The organism is Streptomyces sp. 3330 (assembly GCF_031456635.1).
GTDB lineage: Bacteria > Actinomycetota > Actinomycetes > Streptomycetales > Streptomycetaceae > Streptomyces.
The window spans coordinates 108546-134872 of record NZ_JAVDVA010000023.1 but is presented as its reverse complement, the minus strand read 5'-3'; the positions used below and the strand labels follow the sequence as shown (position 1 = coordinate 134872).

23 protein-coding genes and 1 riboswitch are annotated in these 26327 nt (G+C 71.7%); of the genes, 15 read left to right on the top strand and 8 right to left on the bottom strand.

Features of this window, described 5'->3' with window-relative positions; all coding sequences use genetic code 11:
• Positions 1-83: 83 nt before the first annotated feature.
• A riboswitch (glycine riboswitch) is annotated at positions 84-179 on the top strand.
• A gap of 183 nt (positions 180-362) precedes the next feature.
• On the top strand, positions 363-3248 hold the full coding sequence (gcvP, locus tag J2X68_RS31445) for an aminomethyl-transferring glycine dehydrogenase (RefSeq protein ID WP_310435986.1): 2886 nt from the start codon (positions 363-365) through the stop codon (positions 3246-3248).
• A gap of 50 nt (positions 3249-3298) precedes the next feature.
• Here gcvP and J2X68_RS31440 read toward each other — a convergent pair whose 3' ends face one another.
• Both J2X68_RS31440 and J2X68_RS31435 read right to left on the bottom strand, forming a co-directional pair.
• Positions 3299-3718 (bottom strand): TOBE domain-containing protein, encoded by a 420-nt coding sequence (locus J2X68_RS31440; RefSeq protein ID WP_310435985.1) that lies wholly within the window; start codon positions 3716-3718, stop codon positions 3299-3301.
• Between the two features lie 135 nt (positions 3719-3853).
• Positions 3854-5809, bottom strand: coding sequence for an amino acid transporter (locus J2X68_RS31435; protein WP_310435984.1), 1956 nt, complete (start codon positions 5807-5809; stop codon positions 3854-3856).
• A 396-nt stretch (positions 5810-6205) separates the two neighbouring features.
• On the opposite strand from J2X68_RS31435, the gene J2X68_RS31430 reads away from it, so the two are divergent.
• The 4 genes from J2X68_RS31430 to J2X68_RS31415 all read left to right on the top strand — a co-directional run bounded on the left by J2X68_RS31430 (position 6206) and on the right by J2X68_RS31415 (position 10474).
• Positions 6206-7498: an extracellular solute-binding protein gene (locus J2X68_RS31430; RefSeq protein WP_310436005.1), complete on the top strand. Its 1293-nt coding sequence runs from the start codon at positions 6206-6208 to the stop codon at positions 7496-7498.
• Between the two features lie 6 nt (positions 7499-7504).
• Positions 7505-8503 (top strand): sugar ABC transporter permease, encoded by a 999-nt coding sequence (locus J2X68_RS31425; protein WP_310435983.1) that lies wholly within the window; start codon positions 7505-7507, stop codon positions 8501-8503.
• 83 nt (positions 8504-8586) lie between these two features.
• Positions 8587-9351: a carbohydrate ABC transporter permease gene (locus J2X68_RS31420; protein ID WP_310436004.1), complete on the top strand. Its 765-nt coding sequence runs from the start codon at positions 8587-8589 to the stop codon at positions 9349-9351.
• A 49-nt stretch (positions 9352-9400) separates the two neighbouring features.
• Positions 9401-10474, top strand: a complete 1074-nt coding sequence (locus J2X68_RS31415) for an endo-1,4-beta-xylanase (RefSeq protein ID WP_310435982.1) — start codon at positions 9401-9403, stop codon at positions 10472-10474.
• A gap of 574 nt (positions 10475-11048) precedes the next feature.
• On the opposite strand, the gene J2X68_RS31410 is transcribed toward J2X68_RS31415, so the two are convergent.
• Together J2X68_RS31410 and J2X68_RS31405 are read right to left on the bottom strand one after the other, a co-directional pair.
• On the bottom strand, positions 11049-11237 hold the full coding sequence (locus J2X68_RS31410) for a DUF5999 family protein (RefSeq protein WP_057580598.1): 189 nt from the start codon (positions 11235-11237) through the stop codon (positions 11049-11051).
• 376 nt (positions 11238-11613) lie between these two features.
• On the bottom strand, positions 11614-12204 hold the full coding sequence (locus tag J2X68_RS31405) for a hypothetical protein (RefSeq protein WP_310435981.1): 591 nt from the start codon (positions 12202-12204) through the stop codon (positions 11614-11616).
• A gap of 572 nt (positions 12205-12776) precedes the next feature.
• Here J2X68_RS31405 and J2X68_RS31400 point away from each other — a divergent pair.
• The gene (locus tag J2X68_RS31400) at positions 12777-14294 is read left to right on the top strand and encodes a glutamate--cysteine ligase (RefSeq protein WP_310435980.1); all 1518 of its coding nucleotides are present in this window, start codon (positions 12777-12779) and stop codon (positions 14292-14294) included.
• 278 nt (positions 14295-14572) lie between these two features.
• Here J2X68_RS31400 and J2X68_RS31395 read toward each other — a convergent pair whose 3' ends face one another.
• Entirely contained in the window at positions 14573-14707 is a 135-nt protein-coding gene (locus J2X68_RS31395; RefSeq protein WP_310435979.1) for a hypothetical protein, read from the bottom strand.
• Positions 14708-14908: 201 nt separating this feature from the next.
• Between J2X68_RS31395 and J2X68_RS31390 the strand changes: the two genes are divergently transcribed.
• Entirely contained in the window at positions 14909-15709 is an 801-nt protein-coding gene (locus J2X68_RS31390) for a type II CAAX endopeptidase family protein (protein WP_310435978.1), read from the top strand.
• Between the two features lie 28 nt (positions 15710-15737).
• Here J2X68_RS31390 and J2X68_RS31385 read toward each other — a convergent pair whose 3' ends face one another.
• A complete protein-coding gene (locus tag J2X68_RS31385) occupies positions 15738-16547 on the bottom strand; it encodes a PhzF family phenazine biosynthesis protein (RefSeq protein WP_310435977.1) in 810 nt (269 codons plus the stop codon).
• A gap of 542 nt (positions 16548-17089) precedes the next feature.
• Here J2X68_RS31385 and J2X68_RS31380 point away from each other — a divergent pair.
• From J2X68_RS31380 to J2X68_RS31355, 6 genes are all read left to right on the top strand, one after another.
• Positions 17090-19807 (top strand): LuxR C-terminal-related transcriptional regulator, encoded by a 2718-nt coding sequence (locus J2X68_RS31380; protein WP_310435976.1) that lies wholly within the window; start codon positions 17090-17092, stop codon positions 19805-19807.
• A gap of 120 nt (positions 19808-19927) precedes the next feature.
• Complete coding sequence (locus J2X68_RS31375) at positions 19928-20125, top strand: hypothetical protein (RefSeq protein ID WP_310435975.1); 198 nt, start codon at positions 19928-19930, stop codon at positions 20123-20125.
• Between the two features lie 43 nt (positions 20126-20168).
• The gene (locus tag J2X68_RS31370) at positions 20169-20855 is read left to right on the top strand and encodes an HdeD family acid-resistance protein (RefSeq protein WP_310435974.1); all 687 of its coding nucleotides are present in this window, start codon (positions 20169-20171) and stop codon (positions 20853-20855) included.
• Positions 20856-20965: 110 nt separating this feature from the next.
• On the top strand, positions 20966-21394 hold the full coding sequence (locus tag J2X68_RS31365) for an SHOCT domain-containing protein (protein WP_310435973.1): 429 nt from the start codon (positions 20966-20968) through the stop codon (positions 21392-21394).
• Between the two features lie 154 nt (positions 21395-21548).
• Positions 21549-21980, top strand: a complete 432-nt coding sequence (locus J2X68_RS31360; RefSeq protein ID WP_310435972.1) for a hypothetical protein — start codon at positions 21549-21551, stop codon at positions 21978-21980.
• A gap of 45 nt (positions 21981-22025) precedes the next feature.
• Positions 22026-22862 carry a class II glutamine amidotransferase gene (locus J2X68_RS31355; protein ID WP_310435971.1) on the top strand — a complete coding sequence of 279 codons (837 nt, stop codon included), beginning with the start codon at positions 22026-22028 and terminating at the stop codon, positions 22860-22862.
• Positions 22863-22943: 81 nt separating this feature from the next.
• Here the strand turns inward: J2X68_RS31355 and J2X68_RS31350 are convergent, their stop codons facing one another.
• A complete protein-coding gene (locus J2X68_RS31350; RefSeq protein WP_310435970.1) occupies positions 22944-23747 on the bottom strand; it encodes an SDR family oxidoreductase in 804 nt (267 codons plus the stop codon).
• 119 nt (positions 23748-23866) lie between these two features.
• Here J2X68_RS31350 and J2X68_RS31345 point away from each other — a divergent pair, with 119 nt between their 5' ends.
• Positions 23867-24535, top strand: coding sequence for a PadR family transcriptional regulator (locus J2X68_RS31345; RefSeq protein ID WP_310435969.1), 669 nt, complete (start codon positions 23867-23869; stop codon positions 24533-24535).
• Between the two features lie 75 nt (positions 24536-24610).
• On the opposite strand, the gene J2X68_RS31340 is transcribed toward J2X68_RS31345, so the two are convergent.
• Positions 24611-25039: an SRPBCC family protein gene (locus tag J2X68_RS31340; protein ID WP_310435968.1), complete on the bottom strand. Its 429-nt coding sequence runs from the start codon at positions 25037-25039 to the stop codon at positions 24611-24613.
• A 383-nt stretch (positions 25040-25422) separates the two neighbouring features.
• Between J2X68_RS31340 and J2X68_RS31335 the strand changes: the two genes are divergently transcribed.
• Positions 25423-25953 carry a Clp protease N-terminal domain-containing protein gene (locus J2X68_RS31335; RefSeq protein ID WP_310436003.1) on the top strand — a complete coding sequence of 177 codons (531 nt, stop codon included), beginning with the start codon at positions 25423-25425 and terminating at the stop codon, positions 25951-25953.
• Positions 25954-26327 lie beyond the last annotated feature (374 nt).

The window sequence follows — 26327 nt, the reverse complement described above, 5'->3', positions numbered from 1 at the left end:
TAAGCACTACAAAAGAGCACATTGGGACGAGTGGCCACTCGAGCGAGTCTCATTGACCCCGCTGGTAGTCTGACAATGGCTGCTGACACCGCGCGGGAGAGTCCTCCGGACATCACCGGAGGCGCCGAAGGAGCAAATCCTCCCCGGAATCTCTCAGGCTCACGTACCGCACGGACGAGGTCACTCTGGAAAGCAGGGCGGGTGCCGACGGCGTCGACGGTTCCCGCTCTCACCGACGGTGAAAGCCGGGTCCCCTCGGGCGACCCGGTGAAGCTCTCAGGTTGAGATGACAGAGGGGGAGGCCGTCCGGGTACCCACCGTGGTGACCCTCGAAGGTCGTGTCAGACCAGGAGGCCTCCGTAATGACCGCCCATCGCATTCCGCTCGCAGAGCTCGAGCAGGGAATTCCCTTCGAACAGCGCCACATCGGGCCCGACCTCGAAGCGCGGGCCAAGATGCTCGCACAGGTCGGCTACGGCTCGCTCGACGAGCTCACCGCCGCGGCGGTCCCGGATGTGATCAAGAACGCCGACGCGCTGGACCTGCCGGGTGCCCGCACCGAGGCCGAGGTGCTGGCCGAGCTGCGTTCGCTGGCCGACCGCAACCAGGTCCTCGACTCGATGATCGGCCTCGGCTACTACGGGACGTTCACGCCGCCCGTCATCCTGCGCAACGTCATGGAGAACCCGGCCTGGTACACGGCCTACACGCCGTACCAGCCGGAGATCTCCCAGGGCCGGCTCGAGGCGCTGCTGAACTTCCAGACCGTGGTCGCCGACCTGACCGGGCTGCCGACCTCCGGTGCGTCGCTGCTCGACGAGGGCACCGCTGCCGCCGAGGCGATGGCGCTGTCCCGGCGCATGGGGAAGAACAAGAAGGGCCTCTTCCTCATCGACGCGGACGCCCTGCCGCAGACCATCGCCGTGATCGAGACCCGCGCCGAGCCCGCGGGCGTGGAGGTCGTCGTCGCCGACCTGAGCGACGGCATCCCGGCGGAGATCGCCGCCCGGGAGATCAACGGCGTGCTCGTCCAGTACCCCGGCGCCTCGGGTGCCGTGCGTGACCTCAAGGCGCTCGTCGACCAGGCGCACGGGCTCGGCGCGCTCGTCACCGTGGCCGCCGATCTGCTCGCGCTGACGCTGCTGAAGTCGCCCGGCGAGCTGGGGGCGGACATCGCCGTCGGCACCACGCAGCGGTTCGGTGTGCCGATGGGCTTCGGCGGGCCGCACGCCGGTTACATGGCCGTCCGCGAGCAGTTCGCGCGCAGCCTGCCCGGGCGGCTGGTGGGCGTCTCGGTGGACGCCGACGGGCACAAGGCCTACCGGCTCGCGCTGCAGACGCGTGAGCAGCACATCCGGCGCGAGAAGGCCACCAGCAACATCTGCACCGCGCAGGTGCTGCTCGCGGTGATGGCGGGCATGTACGCCGTCTACCACGGCCCCGACGGGCTGCGGGCGATCGCCCGGCGCACGCACCGGTACGCCACGATCCTCGCCGCCGGGCTCGAGGCCGGCGGGGTCGAGGTCGTGCACGGGTCGTACTTCGACACCCTGACCGTGCGGGTTCCGGCGAAGGCCTCCGCGGTCGTCGCCGCCGCCCGGGAGCTCGGCGTCAACCTGCACCTCGTCGACGCCGACCAGGTGTCGATCGCCTGCGACGAGACGACCGCCCGGGCGCAGGTCCTCGCCGTCTGGGCCGCCTTCGGCGTGGAGGGCGACATCGAGTCGCTCGACGCGGCCACCGCGGACTCCCTGCCCGCCGGGCTGCTGCGGTCCGACGCGATCCTCACGCACCCCGTCTTCCACCAGCACCGTTCCGAGACCGCGATGCTGCGCTACCTGCGCAGGCTCGCCGACCGCGACTACGCGCTGGACCGGGGCATGATCCCGCTCGGCTCCTGCACGATGAAGCTCAACGCCACCACCGAGATGGAGCCGGTCACCTGGCCCGAGTTCGGTCAGCTGCACCCCTTCGCGCCTGCCGAGCAGGCGGAGGGCTACCTGACGCTCATCCGTGAGCTGGAGGAGCGGCTCGCCGAGGTCACCGGGTACGACAAGGTGTCCCTCCAGCCGAACGCCGGGTCGCAGGGTGAGCTGGCCGGGCTGCTCGCCGTCCGCGGGTACCACCGCGGCAACGGGGACGAGCAGCGGACCGTGTGCCTCATCCCGTCGTCCGCGCACGGCACGAACGCGGCCAGTGCCGTGATGGCCGGCATGAAGGTCGTCGTCGTGAAGACCGCCGAGGACGGCGAGATCGACGTCGAGGACCTGCGGGCGAAGATCGAGAAGCACCGCGACGAGCTGTCGGTGCTGATGATCACCTACCCGTCGACGCACGGGGTGTTCGAGGAGCACGTCGCCGACATCTGCGCCCAGGTGCACGAGGCGGGCGGCCAGGTGTACGTCGACGGCGCCAACCTCAACGCGCTCGTGGGCCTCGCCAAGCCCGGGCACTTCGGCGGCGACGTCTCGCACCTGAACCTGCACAAGACGTTCTGCATCCCGCACGGCGGCGGCGGCCCGGGTGTCGGACCCGTCGCCGTACGGTCGCACCTGGCGCCGTATCTGCCCAACCACCCGCTTCAGCCCGCGGCCGGGCCGGAGACCGGGGTGGGCCCGATCTCGGCGGCTCCCTGGGGTTCGGCGGGGATCCTGCCGATCTCGTGGGCGTACGTGCGGCTCATGGGCGGCGAAGGGCTCAAGCGGGCCACGCAGGTGGCCGTCCTGAGCGCCAACTACATCGCCAAGCGGCTGGAGCCGCACTACCCGGTGCTCTACAACGGGCCGGGCGGGCTGGTCGCGCACGAGTGCATCATCGACCTGCGTCCGCTGACCAAGGCGACCGGCGTGAGCGTCGACGACGTCGCCAAGCGGCTCATCGACTACGGCTTCCACGCGCCGACGATGTCGTTCCCGGTGGCCGGGACACTGATGATCGAGCCGACCGAGTCCGAGGACCTGATCGAGATCGACCGCTTCTGCGAGGCGATGATCGCCATCCGCGCGGAGATCGAGAAGGTCGGGGCCGGCGAGTGGCCGGCCGACGACAACCCGCTGCACGGCGCCCCGCACACCGCGGCCGCGCTGGGCGGGGAGTGGGAGCACGCGTACACGCGTGAGGAGGCCGTCTTCCCGGCCGGGGTGTCGGCCGCCGACAAGTACTGGCCGCCGGTGCGCCGGATCGACCAGGCCTTCGGCGACCGGAACCTGGTCTGCTCGTGCCCGCCGCTGGACGCGTACGAGGACTGATCCGCCGGGTGAGGGCCCCCGTCCGTTCCGGGCGGGGGCCTTCGCGCGTGTCAGGCCGTCGCCAGGGACACCTCGGTCGCCTTGATCAGCACGACGACGTCGGAGCCGACGAAGAGGCCCAGGTCGGTGGCCGCTTCCTTGGTGATCAGCGCGGTGATCACCCCCGCGTCCATGGAGACCTTCACCGAGGCCATGACCGCGCCGGTCACGAGGCCGGTGATCGTGCCGTCGAGCTGGTTGCGGATCGAGAGGCCGTCCACCCGGCCGGTGGCCAGGGACACCTCCGTCGACTTCACCAGGGCGTGGACGGCGGTGCCGGCGGTGAGGGCGAGTTGGTTCACGGCCTCCAGCGTGACGGCCGCCGTGAGGTCCTGGCCGCCGTCCAGATGGATCTTGACGGTGGCCATCACCTCGCCGGGATGGACGGCGGTCACGGTGCCGGGGAGTTGGTTGCGGATGCTCAGGCTCATGAGCGTCAACGGTAGGCCGCCGGACCCCTTGTGCGCGCTATGCGCGGTTGTGCGTCGCCCTGGCGGTGTCGAAACACCGCGGGTGGCGTCCCGACGCGTCGGGGGCATGCCGGGACTGCCAGGGGTGGGTCGGGGTCAGCCGGTGTGGACGCGGGGGCGGCGGTCGCGGTCCGGTTCGGCCTCGCGCAGGACCTCCCGGGTGACCGGTGCGACCTCGCCCTGGCCGAACAGGAAGAAGCGCAGGAAGTTGGCGAAGGGGTTGCCCTCGGTCCACTCGAAGTAGATGTGCGGGATGCAGCCGGTGGAGTCGCGGGTGTGCAGCAGCAGCGCGGCCAGGGCGTTGGAGATGGAGGAGGACTCCAGGGTCAGGACGCGGTAGCGGTTGTGCAGGACCTCGCCGCGCACGGTCAGTCCCGACTCGAACTCGGAGGGGTCGACGACCGTGACCTCGACGAAGACGAAGTCCTCGCCGGGGATGTCGTTGTCCTGCCGGATCTGTTCGATCTTGTCGCGGTACTCGGCCTTGTCGCGCCGGTCGGGCTCGTTGGCGATGAACCGAATCGTGCGGCTGGCCATATCCCGGATGAAACGTTCCGCCATGGAGTCCATCGTCACGCTGGTCACGCGCAGCTCGAAGGCGCGGGCCAGCCGGGACAGCAGCGACACCAGGATGATCCCCGCGATGAAGCAGGCGCCGATCTTCACGCCGTCGGGGCGCTCGATGACATTCACGACGGTGACGTAGAGCAGTACCGTCGAGACGACCGCGAAGCCGATGGTCCAGCCCCGCTGACCGGCGCGGCGGGCGGCGATGGTCACGGCGATGCCGGCCGAGGACATCAGGACGAGGACGCCGGTGGCGTAGGCGCCGCCCTGGGCGTCGACGTCGGCGTCGAAGATCCAGGTGACCAGGAAGGCGACCAGGGTGAAGACGATGACCATCGGGCGGACGGCGCGGGCCCAGTGCGGGGCCATGCCGTAGCGGGGGAGGTAGCGGGGCATCAGGTTGAGCAGGCCCGCCATCGCGGAGGCGCCGGCGAACCACAGGATGGCGATCGTCGACGCGTCGTAGACCGTGCCGAAGGCGTTGCCCAGGTACTCGTGGGCGAGGTAGGCGAGGGCGCGTCCGTTGGCCTGGCCGCCGGACTCGAACTCCTTCTCCGGGATGAGCACCGTGGTGATGAAACTGGTGGCGATCAGGAAGACGCTCATGATCAGGGCGGCCGTCGTCAGCAGCTTCTTCGTGTCCCGGATGCGGCCCCGGGGGTTCACCGCGGTGTCGTCCGGGTCGCCCTGGACGTGCGGCATGACCGCGACGCCGGTCTCGAAACCGGACAGGCCCAGCGCGAGCTTGGGGAAGACCAGCAGGGAGACGCCGATCATCGCGAACACGTTGCCGTGTTCGGCGGTCAGCGCGTCGGCCCAGTCGGTGACCACGTGCCCCTCGGTGACCACATGCCACAGACCGACGGCCACCACGACGACGTTCAGACCGAGATAGACGACGACCAGCGCGACCGCTACGCCGATGGCCTCCAGGAAGCCCTTGAGGAACACGGCGCCCAGCAGGGCGACGAGGACGAGCGTGATCACCATCTGCCGGTCGTGCAGGACGCCGGTCAGGTGCGGGTTCTCGACCAGGTGGGTCGAGGCGTCCGCCGCGGACAGGGTGATCGTGATCAGGAAGTCGGTGGCCGCGAACCCGAGCAGGGTCAGGACGAACAGCTTGCCCTTCCAGAAGGACAGCAGCCGTTCCAGCATCGCGATCGAGCCCTCGCCGTGCGGGCTCTCCTCGGCGACCCGCCGGTAGACCGGCAGGGCGCCCGCGAGCGTGACGACCACCAGGACGATCGTCGCCACCGGCGAGAGCAGGCCCGCCGCGAGGGCGGCGATGCCGGGCTGGTAGCCGAGGGTCGAGAAGTAGTCGACGCCGGTCAGGCACATCACCCGGTACCAGCGCTGGCCCTTGTGCTCGGGCGCGGCCGTGGTGTCGGGGGCCGCCTGGTGACCGTGGCCCTTGCCCATGTCGGACAGTCCCTCCAGCATCCAGGCGCGCAGGCGACCGGGAGGAGGGTGCTCGGTGGTGGCCATCGGGCGCTCCTGAAGTGCGGATCGGCGTGTGGTTTCGGCCATCACGCGGACGGCGGAATCAGCGTAAGCGGAGAGTGACGCCCGGGCCCCTGGATCATGGGCCGCATGGCGTCAAGCTTCCGTTAAGACTGGTCGGGGGGCGGACACGCAGCGTGACGCGCCGCTGCGTTCCCTTGCGGCCGCCGGGCCGTCGCCCCCGCCCGCTCCGTAAGGTTCGCCGATTGATCCGAATGTTTCGACGTTTCGACGGGCCTTGCTGGGCCGTCTCCCGTGAAAAGCCCCCCGGATTCCCTGTGTTCAAGGGGTTGCCACCCGTCGGAGGGTGTCTCTAGGGTGCGGCAGCAGCGAAGCTTTCTGGATCTGGTTCGAAACTTTCGATCTATCAAGGAGCGCATGATGGGCGACCCGGCACTCTCCCGCCGCGGCTTTCTGGCGGCCTCCGCCGCGGCCGGTCTGAGCATGACGGCGCTGAGCGCCTGCGGCGGCGACTCGGACGGCGGCTCGTCGGGGACGACCACCATCGAGTGGTGGAACATCTCCACCACCCAGCCGACCAAGGACGTCTGGGCCGGTCTCGCCAAGCAGTTCGAGGCCCGGAACCCGAAGGTGAAAGTCAAGATCGTGCAGTTGGAGAACGACGCCTACAAGTCGAAGATGACGGCGCTGACCGCCTCCGGGAAGCTGCCCGACATCTTCCACACCTGGGGCGGCGGCGTTCTGCGGCAGCAGGTCGACGCCGGGCTCGTCGAGGACCTCACGGAGCGGACGAAGGAGTGGGGCGAGGGCCTGCTCCCGGTCGCCCGCGAGCCCTACCTGCTCGACGAGAAGGCGTACGGCATCCCGTTCGACATCGGCATGATCGGGTTCTGGTACAACAAGGCGCTCTTCAAGCAGGCCGGGATCAGTGCTCCCCCGACCACCTGGAGCGGTTTCCTCGACGCGGTGCGCAAGCTGAAGTCCGCCGGGATCACCCCGCTCGCGCTGGCGGGCAAGGAGAAGTGGCCCGGCATGTACTACTGGGCGTACCTCGCGATGCGCACCGCCGGGGTCGACGCCCTGCGCAAGGCCGGGGACGACAAGGACTTCACCGGGGACGGGTTCGTCCAGGCCGGACAGCACCTCCAGGACCTCGTCGACCTCCAGCCGTTCCAGAAGGGCTTCCTCGGCGCCGCCTACTCCAGCCCCACCGGGCAGGCCGCCGCCGTGGGCAACGGCAAGGCCGCGATGGAACTCATGGGCCAGTGGGCGCCGGTGGTCGAGGCCGACGCGGGCAAGGGACTCGGGGCGAATCTCGGCTTCTTCCCGTTCCCGGCGGTCGACGGCGGCCAGGGCGTGATCACCGAGGTGTTCGGCGGAGGCGGCGGGCACGCCCTGCGCAAGGACGCCCCGCAGGCGGCCGTCGACTTCCTCGAGTTCTTCGCCACCGCCGCCACCGACACCGAACTGGTCAAGAAGACCGGTGTGCTGCCCGTCGTACCGGCCGCCGAGAGCGCCATCACCGACCCCAACATCAAGGCCGTGCAAGCCCAGTTGAAGGCCGCCACCGGCTTCCAGCTCTATCTCGACCAGGCCTACGCGCCGGCCCTCGGCCAGGAGGTCAACGACAGCGTCGCCGCTCTCATCGCCGGATCCAAGTCGCCTCAGCAGGTCACCGAGTCGATCACCAAGGTCGCCAAGGAAGAGCAGTAGCGGGCGATGACCTCCACCTTCCTTCCGGACAAGCGCAGCGGCCCGGACGTGGGCCCGCCGCCCCCTTCTCCCCACTCGGGCGGGGGCCGTTCACGGCGGCGGGCGCGGCACTGGCTCACCGCCGTCGCGTTCCAGGTGCCCGCGCTGGTGCTCTTCGGCACGCTCGTCCTGCTGCCGATGCTGTTCGCGCTGTACGCCTCGTTCTTCCGCTGGGGCGGCTTCGGCATGCCCGACGACTACATCGGCGCCGACAACTTCACCCGGCTCTTCCAGGACCCGGTGTTCCTGGGCGACCTGTGGCGCTGTCTGCTGCTGGTCGGGCTCTCGCTTCTCCTTCAGCTGCCGTTCGCCCTCGCCCTCGCCGTCGCCCTCAACCAGAAGATCCGCGGCCGGGCCGTGTACCGGATGCTGTTCTTCGCGCCGTACATCCTCTCCGAGGCGATCACCGGCGTGCTGTTCAGCATGATCTTCGCCCCGGACGACGGTCTCGCCGACCACGTGCTGGGGGCGATCGGGCTGGACGGGGTGGGCGGTCAGTGGTTCGCCGACCCCTCCACCGTCATGGCCACCCTCTTCCTCGTCATGACATGGAAGTACTTCGGCTTCCACATGATGCTCTACCTGGCCGGACTCCAGTCCATCCCGGCCGAGTTGACCGAGGCCGCCCTGATCGACGGGGCGGGTCCCTGGCAGCGCTTCCGCAACGTCACCCTGCCGCTGCTCGCGCCGACGCTGCGGATCAGCGTCTTCCTGTCGGTCATCGGCTCGATCCAGCTCTTCGACCTGGTGTGGGTGGTGACCGCGGGCGGCCCCGACCACCACTCCGAGACGATGGCCGTGACCATGTTCCAGTACGGCTTCAAGCGCTACCAGGTCGGCTACGCCAGCGCGATCAGCGTGGCCATGTTCGGCATCAGTCTCGTCTTCGCCCTCGCCTACCAGCGGTTCGTGCTCCGCCGGGACCTTCAGGGCGCCACCACGACCATGCGAGGAGGCGGCGCGTGAGAACCCGCGAGACCGGCGGGAGCACCCGCAGGACCGGCCGGACGTATCCCCTGCACCTCGTCCTCGGGATCGTCGGCGCGGTGATGGCCGTACCGCTCGTCTACGCCGTGCTGTCCGGCTTCAAATCCACCGACCAGCTTTCCCGCAACCCCATCGGCCTGCCCGATCCCTGGGTCACCTCCAACTACACGGACATCCTCGGCTCCGGGTCCTTCTGGCAGCTCGTCGGCAGCAGCACGCTGATCGCGGCGGGCACCACCGCGGTGGTCGTCGCGGTGTCCGCGCTGGCCGCGTTCTCCTTCGCCCGGTTCGCCTTCCGCGGCCGGGAGATGCTGTTCACCCTGTTCACGATGGGGCTGATGTTCCCCTTCGCGGTGGCGGCGCTGCCCCTGTTCCTGCTGCTGCGCTCGATGGGCCTGCTGGACAACCCGCTCGGTGTGATCCTGCCGCAGGCCGCGTTCGGGCTGCCGATGACCATCGTCGTCCTGCGCGGGTTCTTCCGGGAGATCCCCGCCGAGCTGGAGGAGGCGGCCACCCTCGACGGCTGCGGGCCGCTGACGTTCTTCTGGCGGATCCTGCTGCCCATGGCCAGGCCCGCCCTCGGCACGGTGTCCGTCCTCGCCGTGGTCGGCAGCTGGAACAACTTCCTCCTGCCGCTGCTGGTCTTCAACGAGCCCACCTGGTGGACCATCCCGATCGGCGTCCAGCAGTTCCAGGGCCAGTACTCCGCCGAGTACGCGCGGGTCTTCGCCTATCTCGTGCTCGCCATGGTGCCCGCCCTGGCGTTCTACTCCGTCGCCGAGCGCCAGCTCGTCGGCGGCCTCGCCGCCGGCGCCACGAAGGGATGACGCGCGCCCGCGGACCGTACGGCTCACCCCTACCGTGAGGAGTCGCACCATGCCCAGCACCGCCGCCCGCACCCGGCTCGGACTCGCCGGCGTCGTCGCAGCCGTCCTCGTCGCCTCCGGTGTCGCCACCGGACCGGCCGCGCGGGCGCACGAGGGCCCGGCGCACGGACAGCCGCGTGCGACCCTCGCCGACCTCGCGCAGCGCCACGGCCGCTACTTCGGCAGCGCCACCGACAACCCCGAACTCACCGACACCGCCTACACGAAGATCCTGGGCGACGAGTTCGACATGATCACGCCGGGCAACGGCATGAAGTGGTACGCCACCGAGCCGCAGCAGGGCGTCTTCGACTGGGCCGCCGGGGACGAGATCGTCGACCTCGCCCGCGCCCACCGCCAGAAGGTCCGCGCCCACACCCTCGTCTGGCACAGTCAGCTGCCCGGCTGGCTGACCGGCAAGGAGTGGACGGCGGACGAGCTGCGGGCCGTCCTGAAGAACCACATCCAGACCGAGGTACGCCACTACCGGGGCAAGGTCTACGCCTGGGACGTCGTCAACGAGGCGTTCAACGAGGACGGCACCTACCGCGAGACGGTCTTCTACAAGACCCTCGGCCCCGGATACATCGCCGACGCCCTGCGATGGGCGCACCAGGCCGATCCGAAGGCGAAGCTCTACCTCAACGACTACAACATCGAGGCCGTCGGCCCGAAGAGCGACGCCTACTACGCCCTGGCCGAGGAGCTGAAGGCGCAGCGCGTCCCGCTCGACGGCATCGGCCTCCAAGCGCATCTCGCCCTCCAGTACGGCTATCCGACGACCCTGGAGGACAACCTCCGCCGCTTCTCCCGGCTCGGTCTGGACACCGCGCTCACCGAGGTCGACGTCCGGATGCAACTGCCCGCGACCGACGAGAAGCTGGCCCGACAGGCCGACTGGTATCGGGACATGACCGAGGCGTGCCTCGCGGTGCGGCGGTGCGTCGGCATCACCCTCTGGGATTACACGGACAAGTACTCGTGGATCCCGGCGTTCTTCCCCGGCGAGGGTGCGGCGCTGCCCTGGGACGAGCAGCTCGTGCCGAAGCCGGCCTACCGGGCGATCCGGGAGGCGCTCGGCTAGGACGGTGCCGGTCCGGGCCGGTCACGGCGCGGAGGGGAACGGCACTCCAGGTGCCGCGCCGGGGGTTCGGTGCTCGAGCGGATGACCGGTTCGGTGCCCCGTTCCCCCGGCGGCGAGTGCGCCGCCCGTCGGCGAGGGGACGGCGGGCGGCGGGCGGCGGTCAACGGCGGTGCGGGACGACGGACTTCGGGAAGGTTCGTCGAGACCGGCCGCGCTCATGTCCGCCGGGGCCCGAAGTCCGCGTCGGCGCGGCGCCTCGATGGCACCGGGCACCATCCGGTCACCGGCCGAGCTCGGCGGTCGGCGGTCCGGGCGGAGCGAGCAGGGCGGTGCGGCCGGTGAAGCCCGGCTCGGGGCGTAAGTCGCCGGACACGACGAGGGTTTCGCCGACGGCGGGACCGGCTGCCTCCAGAGCGGTCCGGTAGCCGTCGTAGCGGGCGTTGAGGCCACGCCGAGACGGGGCGACTACGCGCAGTGAGCGGCCTTGGACGTGCGTCGGGGCCGGTTCGCGGTGGTCTTTGCGGGCCGGCCCCTCATGTCCGCGGACGGCTGTCCCGTGCCGTCCGGCTGGTGCTCAGGCGGCGGTCACGACCCGGTGGGGGGCGATGACCCGGCCGTCCGGCAGGAGCTCACCGGTGTCCTCGAAGAGCAGGACGCCGTTGCACAGCAGGCTCCAGCCCTGCTCCGGGTGGTGCGCCACGAGGCGCGCGGACTCCCGGTCGGCTGAGGTCGCTGTCGGGCACGGTGGCTGGTGCTGGCACATGGATGGGAACTTCCGCTCTGGCGTGAGGTCTGAGATGGCTGTGGTGTCTGTTCCGCGGCGTGAAACGTCGTTCATGGCCGCCCCCCGTTGTGATAAGTCCGTCGGAACCCAGTGTTGCCCCACGGAGGTCGATCCGCAGGGATTTCGCGGCACCGCTTCTCACAGGTTCATGACGCATCACCCGCGCGGGCGGTTCATCTCAACCGCACTGTCACTTCGGGTGGTTCCTGGTGGCCGGATAGGGCTAGTCCGGACGGCGCCCGGCCCGTTCCCGGGCGCGGGATCGCGCAGGAGCGTGCCGTACCCCGCCACCGGGGCCGCGGTGACGGGGTACGGGGTCAGGAGGCCGGCCGTCCGGCCTGCCGAGTGTGAACGGTCAGGCCGGTGAACCGAGGAGCGGCGGCGGCGCGGGGGTGGCGCGCAGGGTGAGGAGCGGAAGCAGCTCGGCGACCCGGTGTGCGCGGTGCGCGGCGATCCCGGGTGGCGCGGGGGCCAGCGGCACCAGGAGGTCGGTCGGCGCGGGATGCCCCGTGGTGCCGTCCGAGGAACTGTCGCCGTGCAGCCACAGGGTGAGCATGTACAGCCCGGGCACCGAGAGCAGCCGCGGCTGGAACGGCTGGGCGGTCGACTCGGCCTGGCGCAGGGCCCGTTCGGTGGAGGCGATGTAGGGGCCTTCGAAGAAGTGCGAGAAGGCCCAGCCGTCTGGGGTGAGCCGGGTCTCCGCCGCGGCCACGGCGCGGTCGCCGCAGCGGATCAGGAAGCGCCAGCCGGCCAGCCGGGTCGCGGTCACGCCTTCGGGGGCGATCCGGTCCAGGATGTGCAGGGGCAGGGGGAGTTCGGGAGTGACGTCGCCCTGCGCGGTGCGCAGGGAGGGGGTACGAGCCTCGCGGACCGCGGTGGGGGAACCGAGTGCCATGAGGACGGAGCGAAGGGCGGGCGCGGGAGCCGGGGGGACATGCAAAGGCATGGTGGGTCGCCTCTCATTCGACAGGCACGGTGGCGCGAGGGCGTGGGCGGACGGCGCTGTCAGCTAGCTCTCGAACAGGTCGGAGAGGCGGGGGCCGGAGTCTGGGGGTGCGGGGGTGCGCGAGCGGCCTGCCGCCATCTCGACGACAGGCTCCTTCGACTGTGGGCGCCAACCTTCTCTGCCTTGTCCGCGGAGTTTATACGACATGTGTTCAGACTGTGTTTCGTCTAGTCGATCCCGGGACACCCGGCAAGGGTTCATTCGGTCGGCGATAGGGGTGAATCATCCCGATTCAGAACGGGGTACGCGGCGATGACCTCGACTTATGCACATGGCGCGGTCGGCGTATTCCAGTCGGCGTTTTTCACGAGTTCGCTTTTCTGTGAAAAGGCCTTCGGCCGCATGCCTCGTGAATGTGCCAGGGGTCACCGCCGGTGGCTTTCGGTCAGCGTAGCGGTCGCCGGGCGGCACGGGGGACGTTATCGATCGGCTCGGCTGGGCATCATCCCACCTGACCCGGATCATCCGGCGGCCGGGACCACCGGCCCGCCCACGCGAGGAGGGACGCTTCGATGGGGGAGAAGGTCGTGGCAGGCGCGTTCGACCTGTCCGATCGTCAGCACTACCGGGACAAGCTCCGGCGGTGCCTGACGGGGCTCGAGCGGCTCCTGGCCCAGAAGCGCTTCGACCGCCCCAAGAACCTCATGGGGCTCGAGATCGAACTGAATCTCGCGGGCGCCGACGGCCAGCCGAGAATGCTGAATGGGCAAGTACTGGAGAGGATCGCGAGCCGAGATTTCCAAACAGAACTCGCCATGTTCAATCTGGAAGTGAACATAGCCCCCCACCGGTTGGGGGGCCGGGTATTCGACCAGCTCGCGGAAGAACTCCGTACGTCACTGGCATATGCCCATCGAAAGGCGGGCGAGGTCGACGCCGGTATCGTGATGATCGGTATTCTGCCCACGCTCGACCGTGACGACCTGGTGTCGTCGAACCTTTCCGACGTCGACCGCTACACGCTTCTCAACGACCAGATCGTGGCCGCCAGGGGCGAGGAGTTCGCCCTCGAGATCGACGGGGTCGAACGGCTGTCGTGCACCTCGAAGTCGATCGTGCCCGAGGCGGCCTGCACCTCCGTGCAGCTGCATCTCCAGGTCACCCCGGGCCGCTTCGCCGCGGTGTGGAACGCGGCACAGGCGGTGACCGCCGCGCAGATCGCCGTCGGCGCCAACTCGCCCTTCCTGTTCGGCCACGAGCTGTGGCGGGAGTCGCGGCCCCCGCTGTTCCAGCAGGCCACCGACACCCGGCCGCCCGAGCTCCAGGCGCAGGGTGTGCGGCCGCGGACGTGGTTCGGGGAGCGGTGGATCGGTTCGGCGTACGAGCTGTTCGAGGAGAACCTGCGGTTCTTCCCGCCGTTGCTGCCCATCTGCGACGACGAGGATCCGCTGGAGGTGGTGGACGCGGGAGGGGTGCCGTCGCTCGCCGAGCTGGTCCTGCACAACGGCACGGTCTACCGCTGGAACCGGCCGGTCTACGGGATCGCCGACGGTGTTCCGCACCTGCGGGTGGAGAACCGTGTCCTGCCCGCCGGGCCCACGGTGACCGACGTGGTCGCCAACGCGGCCTTCTTCTACGGCGTGGTCCGGGCCCTGGCCGAGGAGTCCCGGCCGGTGTGGTCCCGGCTGCCGTTCGAGGCGGCCGAGGCCAACTTCGACGCGGCCTGCCGGTACGGCATCGAGGCACGGCTCCAGTGGCCGCGGCGCGGACGGCTGGGCGGGCTGGCCGAGGTGGACGCGGTGAGTCTTGTCCGCGACGAACTGCTGCCGCTGGCGGAGGCCGGGCTGGACGGATGGGGCGTGGAGCCGGCCGACCGCGACTTCTACCTGGGGGTCATCGAGGAACGGTGCCGTCGGCGGACCAACGGCGCGTCCTGGCAGGTGGCGACGTTCCACCGGGCGGTGGAGGCCGGGTTGCCGCGGGACGCGGCGCTGGCGGCGACGACGCGGCGGTACGCGGAGCTGATGCATCTGGGCGAGCCGGTGCACACCTGGCCCGTGGGCTTGCCCGAGCCGGTGCCGCTGGGGTGAGGGGCGGTCCGTCCGGGGCTGCCGTGCGGTGAGTGAGAGGGCCCGCGGGCGGTTGTGGGGCGAGGGACGGGCGGGCCGTCGGTGGCTCGCCGGCTGCGGGGCGGTGGGGGTGAGCGGGGCGCGGCGGGGCGCGGTGGGGCTGGTCGCGCAGGTCCCCGCGCTCCTGAGGTGGGTGAGGCGTGGGCGGGGATGCGGGTCGGGGGCTGCCTGGGCCGCCGGGGTGGGTGAGTGCGTGTTGAGTGCTGTGCCGAGCAGCGGATGGACCGGGGTCGGGCCGGTCACCGGCCGGCGAGTTCGCGGAGCCCGGTGACGAGAGGAATGCGGGGGATGCCGTCCGGGTCCTGGTGGGCGCCGGTGCGGCGACGGGCCCGCTGGCGGGGGCCGCTGCCGCCCGCCTCGGATCGATCGGGCAAGCTGTGACGTCCCATGACGGTGCTGCCCCTCCCCGTCGGCCCGGTCGCGGATTCCCGGCGTCCGGTCGGCGAAGGCGAGGCAAGCCCCGGACGGCGCGCTCCCCCCCCCGACGGCCTGTCACGCACGATCTTCGGCATTCGTTTGGGGGCCCTGGCGGGGCAGGGGTGGGATGCGGCGGGTTCACGCAACTGACGGCACGTGTGCAGGTGGAGGCAGGGCAGGTGGCTGAGTCGTATCCGCGGGAGCAGCTCTCGCGACGGATCTTGCGCAACGAGACGCTGCTCGTGCTGGGGGTCTCGCTCGGTGCGAGCGGTGTGTCCGCCCTGATCAGCTTCGTCGGATCGGTCACCGAGCCGGGCGGCCTGAAGGATCAGGCGGCCACCCTCAACGCCTCGGCCGCGCCGGGTCGTCCCTGGCTCGACCTCGCCTGGCAGCTGTTCTGGATCGCCAAGGCGCTCGTCCCGGTGGCCCTGGTCGCGCATTTCCTCACGCGCGAGGGACAGGGACTGCGGACCCTGGGCTTCGACCGCACCCGGCCCTGGCCGGACCTCGGTCGCGGAGCGGCCGTCGCGGCGGTGATCGGCAGCACCGGCATCGCCTTCTACCTGGCGGCGCGCGGCCTCGGCTTCAACCTCACAGTGGTGCCGGAGGCGTTGCCGGACGTGTGGTGGAAGTACCCCGTGCTGATCTTGTCCGCGCTGCAGAACGCGATCCTCGAAGAGGTCATCGTCGTCGGCTATCTGCTGCGCAGGCTGGGACAGTTGGGCTGGACGCCGGGCACCGCGCTGGTGGCCAGTGCCGTGCTGCGCGGCTCCTACCACCTCTACCAGGGCATCGGCGGCTTCCTCGGCAACATGGCGATGGGCGTGGTGTTCGTCTACCTCTACCGGCGCTGGGGCCGGGTGGGTCCGCTGGTCGTGGCGCACTCCCTGCTCGACATCGGGGCCTTCGTGGGATACGCGCTGCTGGCGGGGAAGGTGGGGTGGCTCCCGACGGCGTGAGCCGGCCCACCTTCCCCGTCGGCAGGTCTCAGACGAGCAGGTCGCCCTCGATGACCGTGACCGCCCGGCCGCTCAGCAGGGTGCGCTCGCCGCACAGTTCGGTACGGACCCGGCCGGCCCGGGGCGAGGCCTGGAGGCCGGTCAGGGCGGGGCGGCCGAGCCGCTCGGCCCAGTACGGCGCCAGGGCGGTGTGGGCGCTGCCCGTCACGGGATCCTCGTCGATGCCGATGTTCGGGAAGAAGCAGCGGGAGACGAAGTCGTACCCCAGCTCGGCGTTCTCGGCGCGGGCGGTCGCGATGACGCCCCGGCGGGAGTGGGCGGCCAGCGCCTTGTGGTCGGGCCGCAGGGCGTGGACGGTCTGCTCGTCGGCCAGCTCGATCAGCAGGTCGCCGACGTGCGGGCCGGTGTCGAAACAGGCGAGCGGCTCGGCGCCCAGGGCCTCGGCGAGCCCGTCCGGGATCTCGTCCCTGGTCAGCGGGGCGGTCGGGAAGTCCAGGGTGATCGAGCCGTCTTCGGCGGGCGTCGCGATCAGGACACCGCTGCGGGTGGCGAAGCGCACCGGGCCCCGGTGGGCGCCCGTGGTGTGCAGGACGTGGGCCGTCGCGAGCGTGGCGTGGCCGCACATGTCGACCTCGGCGGCGGGTGTGAACCAGCGCAGGGCCCAGTCCGCCTCGCCGCCCTCGGGGAGCGGGTGGGCGAACGCCGTCTCGGCGTGGTTGACCTCCAGAGCGACGTTCTGGAGCCGGTTGTCGTCCGGGAAGGCGTCCAGGAGCAGGACCCCGGCCGGGTTGCCGCTGAAGGGGCGGTCGGTGAAGGCGTCGACGATTCGAATGCGCATGCCGGTGACGCTAGGCGGTGGACGCGCCCGTCGGCCAAGGCCAATCCGCGAGTCCTGGCTCGGTTTCACCGGGCCGCGCCACGCGTCGGCCGTGGCCGTGACGGGGAGAGGCGGGAGGGGACGGCCGGGGCGGGACGGCGTCGATCGTCGCGGACGTATGGCGGGGCACCCCCTGCCCGCACCCCGGGATGCTCCCGCCGTGCCGCCTGCATTCCCGCCTGCGCTGCCGTGCCGCCTGCATTCCCGCCTGCGCTGTCGTGCCGCCTGCATTCCCGCCTGCGCTGCCGTGCCGCCGGTACTCCCGCCTGCGCCGCTGTGCCCACGGCCGGATCCGGCTCCGCGGCCCCCCTCGGTCGAATTCCGGCTCCGCCCCCCGCCGGGCGTCCGGCCCGGCCCCCGCACCCCCGCCGGGTTTCCGTCGGCGCGCCGAGGGGACGTCGGGCGGTAGCGCCCCCGGGTCCTCGCAGGGCAGCCGGGGCCGAACCCTGGGATGCTGAGGGGGAGCGTCACCCATGACCTGACGACCAGTGGCGGTGAGCGCCATGGCTGGGCTCCGCGAGAGCGATACCGATCCGACGTCGTCGTCGGCCGACCCCCAAGGGGATCCGTTTCTGCGGACCCGGTTCGTGGTTCCGGCCCGGCCGGTGACGTTCCTGCGGCGCGAGCGGCTGGTCAGGCATCTCGACCAGGCTCTGGACACGCCGTTGACCATGGTCAACGGCGCCGCGGGCGCCGGCAAGACGCTCCTCGTCGCCGACTGGGCCGCGGCACGCGAGAGGCCCGTCGCCTGGCTCACCACCGACGCGGCGGCGCAGGGCCCCGGCATGCTCTGGGCGTACCTGCTCGAGGCGCTGCGCGCCTCCGGCACCTCCCTGCCCGCCGACATCGGCTGCCCCGCGGACGCGACCCGGGTCACCCCGCAGCTGCTCGCGCGGCTCGCCGCGGAACTGAGCACCCTGGACCAGCCCGCGATCGTGGTGCTCGACGAGTACGACCGGGTGCTCGACCCGGAGATCGCGGAGCAGCTGGAGTTCGTGCTGCACCACGCGGGCGACGGCCTGCGTCTGATCCTCGTCTCCCGTACCGAGCCGCTGCTGCCGCTGCACCGGTACCGGGCGGCCGGCGACCTGACGGAGATCCGGGGCGCGGAGCTGGCGTTCACCGCCGAGGAGGCGGCCGAGCTGCTGGAGCGGCACGGGTTGCGGCTGCCGGCGCCCGCGACCCGGGGCCTGGTGGACCGGACCGGGGGCTGGGCCGCCGGCCTGCGGCTCTGCGCCCTCGCCGCCCGGGAGAACCCGGATCCGGAGAGGTATCTGAAGGAGTTCGAGGCCGACCGCACCACCGTCGCCGACTTCCTGCTGGCGGAGGTGCTCCGCCGGCAGCCCGCCGAGACACAGGACCTCCTGCTGCGGGTGAGCGTGCTCGACCGGTTCCGCCCCGAGCTGGTGAACGCGCTGACGGAGCGCACCGACGCCGGGCCCATCCTGGCCGGCCTGTACCGCGAGAACGCGTTCGTGGAGCACCTCGGGCAGGACTGGTACCGCCTCCACCCGCTGTTCGGCGAGATCCTCCGCGCCCATCTGCGGATGCGTTCGCCCGGCCTGGAACCCGAACTGCACCGGCGGGCCGCGCACTGGCTGCGGGACTCGGGATCCCTCACGGAGACGCTGGGCCAGGGCGCCGCCGCCGGCGACTGGGAGTTCACCGCCGGCGCGCTGATCGACGACCTCGCCATCGGCTGGCTCTTCACCGGCCTGCGATCGGACGAACTCGCCGAGCTGTTCTCCCGGATGGGGCCGGAGGCCGCGAGCCCGGCCACCGACCTGGTCCGGGCCGCCCGGGAGCTGTCCCGGCGCGATCTCGACCGGGGCCTGGCCCACCTGCGGCACGCGGAGCAGCGGCTGACGGCCGACCTGGGGCTGACGGCCGCGCCGGACCACGCGGCGGAACAGGCCCTGACGGCCGAGTGGAGTCCCGGCGAGGCGCCCGGCCTCGTGGCGGCCCGGTTGAGCTGTGCCCTGCTGGAGGCGCTGGCGGCGCGGCTGACCGGCGCGCCGGGCCGGGCTGAGTGGGCCGCGGCGGCGGCCGAGATGCTGTGCGACCGGGCGCCGGCCCATCTGCTGGAGCGGCATCCCGAGCTCACCGCGCTCCTGCTGGCGCATCTGGGCTCGGCCCGGCTGTGGGCCGGGCGGTTCGACGACGCGTGCGCCGCCCTGTCGAGGGTGGCCGGGTCGGCGGCCGAGGCGTCGACGGCGCTCGCCCGCGAGGACTCGCTGGGCAGGCTGGCGCTGATCGACTATCTGAACGGCTGGCCGGGCAGGGCGGAACGCACGGCCCGGGCGGCGGTGACCGAGACGGAGCGGCACGGGCTGCCCAGGCCGTCCGGTTCCGGCATGGCGCGGCTGGTGCTGGCCGCCGTCGCCGTGGACCGCGACGACCTGACCCTGGCGCGGGCGTTCCTCGACGAGGCGGCCGAGTCGGACCCGGCGCTGCGGGACCCGGTCCTGGACGCGGGCCGGGCCATCGTGACCGCGCGCCTGCACCTGGCCCGAGGGGACACCCGAGCCGCCCTCGAAGCGGCCGGACGCGCGGTGCCGGCCGCCGTGATCTCCCCCTGGGCGGAGGGACAGACGGCGCTCGTCGCGTCAGCCGCGTATCTGGCCGAAGGCCGGCCGGAGACGGCCGTCGAGGTGTGGCAGGCGGTGTCCGACGAGCAGTCGGCGTACGCGGTCGGGGCGGCGCGGGCCCAGGTCGCGGCCGGCAGGCCGGACGCGGCGATCGACCTCCTCGACGGCGTGCGGCCGGAGGGCGCCGCGGGTCCCGCGGTGACCGTCCGGGCCACGCTGGTGCGAGCGCAGGTGGCGGACGCTGCGGGCGACGCGGCCACGACCCGCAGACTGGTCGCCCAGGCCCTGCGCGAGGCGCGGCGGGACGGGCTGCGACGGCCCTTCCTCGAGGCCGGCCCCTGGATCCGCCCGTTCCTGGACACGGCGTCACCGCGGGTGCCGGGCACCGCCCGGCCCGCCCCCGGCGGGCCGGCCCCCGACGCCCCGCCGTTCCCGGTCGTGGAGGCGCTGAGCGGACGGGAACTCGACGTGCTGCGCAGGCTCGCGCTGACGATGTCGACGGAGGAGATCGCCGCCGATCTGTTCGTCTCCGTGAACACGGTCAAGACCCACCTCAAGAGCGCGTACCGGAAGCTGGCGGTCAACCGCCGCAACGACGCGGTGCGCCGCGCCCGTGAGCTGAAACTGCTCTGACCGACGACGCCTGGTCCGGATCGCCCGTGGGGGGTGAGGCAGGCGGCCTCGCGAGGGCGGACGATCGCAGGGGTGAGTGCGCAGTCCGCCAATCCCAGGCCATCCCGGGGAGAGCAGCTCATGCGCTACGAGATCCGCGTCGAAGGGCACTTGTCGGAGGCGCTGACCAGGGCGTTCCCGGAGCTGGACCATGTGGTCATGTCCGGCCAGACCGTCCTGTTCGGGTACGTCGTCGACGAGGCGCACCTGTACGGGCTGCTGGCCCGCTGCCAGTCCCTGGGGCTGCGGGTCATGGAGATGCGCCAACTGCCGGAGTGACGAGCCGGAGGCCGTCGTCCCCGGCCGGGCGCGAGGAGGAGTCATGAGCGTTTCGCCAGGTCCCGCACCGCACACCGGACCGGACCCGCTGTCCGGCGGACCGGACCCGCTGTCCGGCAGGCCGGTCTCCGGGCCGGCGGGCGCCGATCCCGCCGAGGCGCTGGCCGTCCTCGGCCGCTCCTGGACGTGGATCCTAGGCTCGGCGGTCGCCACGCTCGTGCCGGGCATCCTGATCCTGGTCTGGCCGGACGAGACCCTGCACGTCCTGGCGGTCCTGATCGGCCTGTACCTGCTGGTGACCGGAGGCTTCCGGTTCGTCGCGGCCTTCGGCAGGGACGACCACGGAGAACGCCTCACCGGGCTCCTGCTGGCGGTGCTCTACGTCGTCGCCGGGGTGCTGTGCCTGAGGAACCCGTTGCAGACCATCGCGACGCTGTCGCTGATCGTCGGGGTCCTCTGGCTGGTGTCCGGCATCCTGACCCTCTACACGGCGCTCGCCACCAAGGACCTCCCGCACCGGGGAGTCGTGCTCGGCGCCGCCGTGCTGGCCATCGTCGCGGGGATCGTGGTGCTGGCCCTGCCCACCGAGTCGGCCCGGGCGCTGACCAGGCTGCTCGGCCTGTGGCTCGTCCTGCTCGGCCTGGTCGAGGCCGCGGTGGCCTTCGCCTGGCGGGCCGCGCTGCGCCGGGCACGTCCGGCGGGGCCGGGGGCGCCCGAGCGGACCCTCTGAGGTGACCGGCGCGCTCACCCGCCCCGGGTGAGGCCGTCCGCACCCGCTCCGCGCAAGCTGAGAACGGCTACCACGCCATGTCGGGCCCCGGCCCGGAACGGAGGAAACAGATGAGTGGGGACACGTACCTCGCCTACGACTATCCGCTGCTGAGCGCCTTCTGGACCATGATGGTGTTCTTCCTGTGGGTCATGTGGTTCGTCCTGCTGTTCCGGATCGTCGTGGACATCTTCCGCGACGACGACCTCAGCGGCTGGGCCAAGGCGGGCTGGCTGGTGTTCTGCATCGTGCTGCCCTTCCTGGGCGTCTTCGTCTACGTGGTCGCGCGGGGCAAGAACATGGGGCGCCGGGAGATCAAGCAGGCGCGGGAGCAGCAGCAGGCCTTCGACAGCTACATCCGCGAGACCGCGAAGGGCACCGGCCCCTCCAGCAGCGTCGACGAGCTCGCCCGGCTGTCGGAGATCCGTGCCCGCGGGGACATCACGGACGAGGAGTTCGACAGGGCGAAGAAGCTGGTCCTGAGCGGCGGCGGCCGCTGAGCGCCCCGCGCCCAGCCGGTACGCGCACAGCCGGTACGCGCACAGACCGGACGCGCATCGCCCGGACACGCAGCGCCGAGCCGCCCGCCGTCGGGCCCGCACACAGCCGAGCCGGACGACGTCGAGGCGGACGACACCGAATCGAGGCTTCGCGATGACAGCGACACACCCCACGCACACGCCGTCGGGCGGGCACACGGCGGGAGAGAGCTGGGCCGAGGGCCTGACGGTCTTCGCCGCCGTGACCCTCATGCTCGCCGGAGTGCTCGACATCTTCCGGGGAATCATGGGGATCGCCGAGGACGACGTCTTCCTCTCCAGCCGCGACTACGTCTTCGCGTTCGACCTCACCGGCTGGGGCTGGATCCACCTCGCCCTGGGCGCCGTCGCGGTGATCATCAGCCTGGGACTGTTCCGGGCGGCGATGTGGGCGCGGGTCGCCGGCGTCGCCGTCGCCGGGCTGATCGTCATCGCCAACTTCCTCTCCCTGCCGTACTACCCGGTCTGGTCCGTGGTGATGATCGCCTTCTCCGCGTTCATCATCTGGGCGCTGTGCGTGGTGAAGCCCGACAGGTTCGCGGACTGACCGGGCGCGGCCGTGCCGTCCGTACCACCAGGAAGGCGGTAGACGATGTGCCGTTGGCTCGCCTACTCGGGAACCCCTGTCCTGCTCGAAACGATCCTCTACCGGCCGACGCACTCGCTGATCGACCAGAGCCTGCACTCCAAGATGGGCGTGGAGACCACGAACGGTGACGGTTTCGGCGTGGGCTGGTACGCCGACGCCGCCGACGGGAGCCCCGCCGTGGTCCGGGAGATCGGCCCGGCGTGGAGCAACCGCAACCTGCGGGAGATCGCCGGTCACGTCCGCTCACCGCTGTTCTTCGCGCACATCCGGGCCTCGACCGGCACGGCGGTGCAGCAGACCAACTCGCACCCCTTCCGGCACGGGCGCTGGATGTGGATGCACAACGGCGCCATCGCCGACTTCCACCGGATGCGCCGGGACCTCGCCCTCGCCGTCGACCCGCAGCTCTTCCTCGACATCGAGGGGTCGACGGACTCGGAGATGATGTTCTACCTGGCCCTCACCCTCGGTCTGGAGGAGGATCCGCCGGGCGCGGTCGCACGGATGGTCGGCCTGGTGGAGCGCACCGGCCGCGCGCACGGGGTGGAGTACCCGGTGCAGATGACGGTCGCGGTGACCGACGGGGAGCGGCTGTGGGCCTTCCGCTACTCCAGCCAGGGCGAATCACGCTCACTGTTCTACAGCACCCGGGTGGAGACGCTCCGCTCGCTCCACCCCGATCTGGCGTTCCTGCGCGAGGTCTCGGACGAGACCCGGCTCATCGTCTCCGAGCCCCTGGGCGACCTGCCCGGCGCCTGGAACAAGGTTCCCGAGAGCACGTACGGCGTGGTGCAGCCGGGAGGGGACGACATCGTCCACTTCGTGCCGCAGGCGGCGTAGACCGTCTTCCGCTCCCGTGCGGTGCCGGGCTCGGTCCGGCACCGCACGACGCTGCGCGGGCGGGCGTCGGTGGACGCGGCGTCAGTGGACCGAGAAGCCGCCGTCGACGAAGATCGACTGCCCGGTCACATAGCCGGAGGAGCGGCCCGCGAGGAACACGGCGGCTCCGGCGAAGTCCTCGGCCAGGCCGTTGCGCCCGACCATCGTGCGCGCGGCCAGCGCCGCCACCTTTTCCGGGTCGGACTGCAGCCGCATGTTGAGCGGGGTGAGGACGAAGCCCGGCACCAGCGTGTTGCAGGTGACGCCGTACGGCGACCATGCCTCGGCCTGGGAGCGGGCCAGCGACTCCAGGGCTCCCTTGGAGACGCCGTAGGCGCCGCTCTGGACGAACGCGCGGTGTGCCTGCTGCGAGGTGATGTGGATGATCCGCCCGAAGCCGCGCTCGGCCATGCCGGGGCCGAACCGCAGGCCCAGCAGATAGGGCGCCTCCAGGTTCACCGCCATCGTGGCGTCCCACACGTCCTCGCCGAGCTCCCCCATCGGCGGCCGCAGATTGATCCCGGCGCAGTTGACGAGGATGTCGGGCTCGCCGTACACCGCCGCCGCCTGCTCCGCGGCGGCCCGCACCCCGTCGCGGGTGCTCAGGTCGGCGCTCACCCAGGCTGCCCGGCAGCCGTCCGCGGTCAGCTCGTCGACCGTGGCGGCCAGCTCGGCCTCCTTGCGCGCCACGATCACGACGGCCGCCCCGGCCCGGGCGAGCGCGCCGGCGATGGCCCGGCCGATGCCCGAGCTGCCGCCGGTCACCACGGCGACCCGGTCGTCCAGCGAGAACAGTGCGGAGAGATAGGCGTCCGGGGTGCCGTGCGAAGCGCTGCGGGGTGTCATGTCCGCACCCTAGACGGCGTCCGCACCCGGGACGGCCCGGGCCCTTGTCAAGCGAACTGTTCCGATATATCGTTGACGCATCGCGACAGATCAACGATGGAATGAAGGAGTGGTTTGCGATGCGTACCCACGGATTCGAGCGTGGACATGGACAGGACGGCCCCCGGCGCGGTCGCGGCGGCTTCGACGGCCGCCGGGCGGCATTCGGACCCTTCGGTCCGGGTGGCCCGGGCGGTCCGGGATTCGGCCCCGGCGGCGGCCCCGGCGGCGGCCCCGGCGGCGGCCCCGGCTTCGGGCCGGGCTTCGGCGGCCCCTGGGGCGGACGAGGGCGTGGCGGACCCAGGGGGAGGGCGCGGCGCGGTGACGTACGGGCCTCGATCCTGGCCCTGCTCAAGGACCGGCCCATGCACGGCTACGAGATGATCCAGGAGATCGCCGAGCGCAGTGGCGGGGCGTGGAAGCCCAGCCCGGGCTCGGTGTACCCCACCCTCCAGCTGCTGGAGGACGAGGGCCTGATCAGCAGTGCGAGCGACGGCGGCAAGAAGCTGTTCTCGCTCACCGAAGAAGGCCGCACGGCCGCCGAGGAGGGCCCGGAGGCTCCCTGGGAGGAAGCCTCGCGCGGGGTCGACTGGGAGGCTCTCAGTGAGATCCGCCAGGCCGGCTTCGGTCTGATGGAGGCCTTCGGGCAGGTCTGGAAGACCGGCAGCAAGGAGCAGCGCGAGAAGGCGCTCACGGTCATCAACGACGCCCGCAAGAAGCTGTACCTGATCCTCGCCGACGAGGACTGATCGCCGTACGGCGATGCCGAGGCGCCCCGCGGAGTCATCCGCGGGGCGCCTTCGTGCGCCGTGCGCCTCGCCCGGTCAGGCCACCAGTGCGCCCAGCTTGCGCAGCGACTCGTTCAGCGCGGCGGTGCCCGAGTCCTTGAGCCTGCCCGCCATCAGCGACACGGCCGCGCCGGTGAACTCGCCGTCGATGCGGACCGTCGTGGCGTCGCCGTCGGGGGTCAGGGTGTAGCGGGTGGCGACGGACACCGCCATCGGGCCCTTCCCCTGGATGGCCAGCACCCGCGCGGGCTCCAGCTCCGTCACGGTCCACTCGACCTCGGCCGGGAAGCCCATGAGCTTCATGTTCTCCTGGAAGGTCGCGCCCACGGCGAGGGTCTCGGGGCCGCCCTTGGGGAAGTTGGTGTGGGTCGCGTTCCACTCCCCGTACGCCGACCAGTCGGTGAGCTGGGCCCACACCTTCTCGGCCGGTGCCTCGATGCGTGCCTCCGCGCTGATTTCGGCCATGCGACCACCTCTTCGTGTCGGGCAACTGGGCTGCGGCTGCGGTGTCGCGGAACGTAGCTCCGAGACCTCGAACATTCAATACTGACGAACCGTCAGAAGATGTGGAGGAGTGGCGCGGTGCACTCGGGACCGCTTCGGCCCGTCCGCCGGACCGCCGTGGCGTCGAGCACGTCCCGGGCGTGCGGCAAGCCGGCGCGCGCCCCCGAGAGGAAAGCGGCCTGATCTCATCCGTAGGGAGGAGATTCCGACGGCCGGGGTCCGCTCTGTGTGGGACGCGAAGATGCTCCCCGCCGGGGATGACCGTGCCCGGCCGGGGCTGATGGGGTGGGGTTGTGCAATCCCGTACTTTCCGGCAGTCGCCCCCCGGCCCGGTGGCGCACGGCATGGACGACGACCCCAGGCTCGCCGCCGAGCCCGCGGCGGCGCTCGCCGCCGCCCGTCGCAGGGCGGTGCGGGACGGGGACCGGCAGGTCGACACCGCCCACCTGCTGCACTCGCTCCTCGAACAGGACCCCCAGGTGCGCGCCGCCTTCGACGGCGGACCCCAGCTCGCCCGGCTGCTCGGCTACCTCGTCCAGCGCAGCATCGGCTACGGCCTGCGCTGGCAGAGCGGAATCGAGGACTCGAGGGCGTTGGCCGCGGTGGCGGTCGTCGAGGGACTCTCCCCGCTGGCCGCGGCCGCGCTGGAGCACGCGTGCGTGCGCGCCGCCGGGCGCGACGGAGCGCCGGCCCGGGGCGTCGACCTGCTCGCGGCGATCGTCGCGGACCCGCAGGCGCGGGCCGTCGAGGTGCTGACCCGCGCCGCCGTCGACGTCCATGAGTTGAGCGCACGGCTCGAGGACGGCCTCCAGGGGCGCCGGACCCGCCCCGGAGGCGGCGAAGCGCCTGCTGAGCCTGGTCCCGGCGGCTGCTGACCCTGGTCCCCGACCCTGCTGACCTTGGTCCCTGACCCTGCTGATTCCGGTCCCTGGCCCCACTGACCGCCGCTGCCCCCGATCCCTACCGAGTCCGGTTCTGGTCCCGCTGACCCCGGTCCGACCCCTGCTGATCCTGGCCCGGCCCCCTACTGGGCCCGGTCGCGGCCCCGACCTCCACCGAACCCGGCCCGACCTCCACCGAACCCGGCCCGACCGCCGTTGAGCCCGCTCCCAGTCCCCCCGCCGAGCCCGGCTGCGGCCCCCGCCGAGCCCGGTCCCGGCCCCCGCCGAGCCCGGTCCCGGCCCCCGCCGAGCCCGGGCCGATCGTCCCCGTTCCGCCGCCTGGGGCCGTCCAGCCGATGAGACAGGTG

Coding starts and splice junctions, on each gene's coding strand:
- gcvP (WP_310435986.1), top strand. CDS start 363: ATGACCGCCCATCGCATTCCGCTCGCAGAGCTCGAGCAGGGAATTCCC.
- J2X68_RS31440 (WP_310435985.1), bottom strand. CDS start 3,718: ATGAGCCTGAGCATCCGCAACCAACTCCCCGGCACCGTGACCGCCGTC.
- J2X68_RS31435 (WP_310435984.1), bottom strand. CDS start 5,809: ATGGCCACCACCGAGCACCCTCCTCCCGGTCGCCTGCGCGCCTGGATG.
- J2X68_RS31430 (WP_310436005.1), top strand. CDS start 6,206: ATGGGCGACCCGGCACTCTCCCGCCGCGGCTTTCTGGCGGCCTCCGCC.
- J2X68_RS31425 (WP_310435983.1), top strand. CDS start 7,505: ATGACCTCCACCTTCCTTCCGGACAAGCGCAGCGGCCCGGACGTGGGC.
- J2X68_RS31420 (WP_310436004.1), top strand. CDS start 8,587: ATGGCCGTACCGCTCGTCTACGCCGTGCTGTCCGGCTTCAAATCCACC.
- J2X68_RS31415 (WP_310435982.1), top strand. CDS start 9,401: ATGCCCAGCACCGCCGCCCGCACCCGGCTCGGACTCGCCGGCGTCGTC.
- J2X68_RS31410 (WP_057580598.1), bottom strand. CDS start 11,237: ATGTGCCAGCACCAGCCACCGTGCCCGACAGCGACCTCAGCCGACCGG.
- J2X68_RS31405 (WP_310435981.1), bottom strand. CDS start 12,204: ATGCCTTTGCATGTCCCCCCGGCTCCCGCGCCCGCCCTTCGCTCCGTC.
- J2X68_RS31400 (WP_310435980.1), top strand. CDS start 12,777: ATGGGGGAGAAGGTCGTGGCAGGCGCGTTCGACCTGTCCGATCGTCAG.
- J2X68_RS31385 (WP_310435977.1), bottom strand. CDS start 16,547: ATGCGCATTCGAATCGTCGACGCCTTCACCGACCGCCCCTTCAGCGGC.
- J2X68_RS31380 (WP_310435976.1), top strand. CDS start 17,090: ATGGCTGGGCTCCGCGAGAGCGATACCGATCCGACGTCGTCGTCGGCC.
- J2X68_RS31375 (WP_310435975.1), top strand. CDS start 19,928: ATGCGCTACGAGATCCGCGTCGAAGGGCACTTGTCGGAGGCGCTGACC.
- J2X68_RS31370 (WP_310435974.1), top strand. CDS start 20,169: ATGAGCGTTTCGCCAGGTCCCGCACCGCACACCGGACCGGACCCGCTG.
- J2X68_RS31365 (WP_310435973.1), top strand. CDS start 20,966: ATGAGTGGGGACACGTACCTCGCCTACGACTATCCGCTGCTGAGCGCC.
- J2X68_RS31360 (WP_310435972.1), top strand. CDS start 21,549: ATGACAGCGACACACCCCACGCACACGCCGTCGGGCGGGCACACGGCG.
- J2X68_RS31355 (WP_310435971.1), top strand. CDS start 22,026: ATGTGCCGTTGGCTCGCCTACTCGGGAACCCCTGTCCTGCTCGAAACG.
- J2X68_RS31350 (WP_310435970.1), bottom strand. CDS start 23,747: ATGACACCCCGCAGCGCTTCGCACGGCACCCCGGACGCCTATCTCTCC.
- J2X68_RS31345 (WP_310435969.1), top strand. CDS start 23,867: ATGCGTACCCACGGATTCGAGCGTGGACATGGACAGGACGGCCCCCGG.
- J2X68_RS31340 (WP_310435968.1), bottom strand. CDS start 25,039: ATGGCCGAAATCAGCGCGGAGGCACGCATCGAGGCACCGGCCGAGAAG.
- J2X68_RS31335 (WP_310436003.1), top strand. CDS start 25,423: ATGGACGACGACCCCAGGCTCGCCGCCGAGCCCGCGGCGGCGCTCGCC.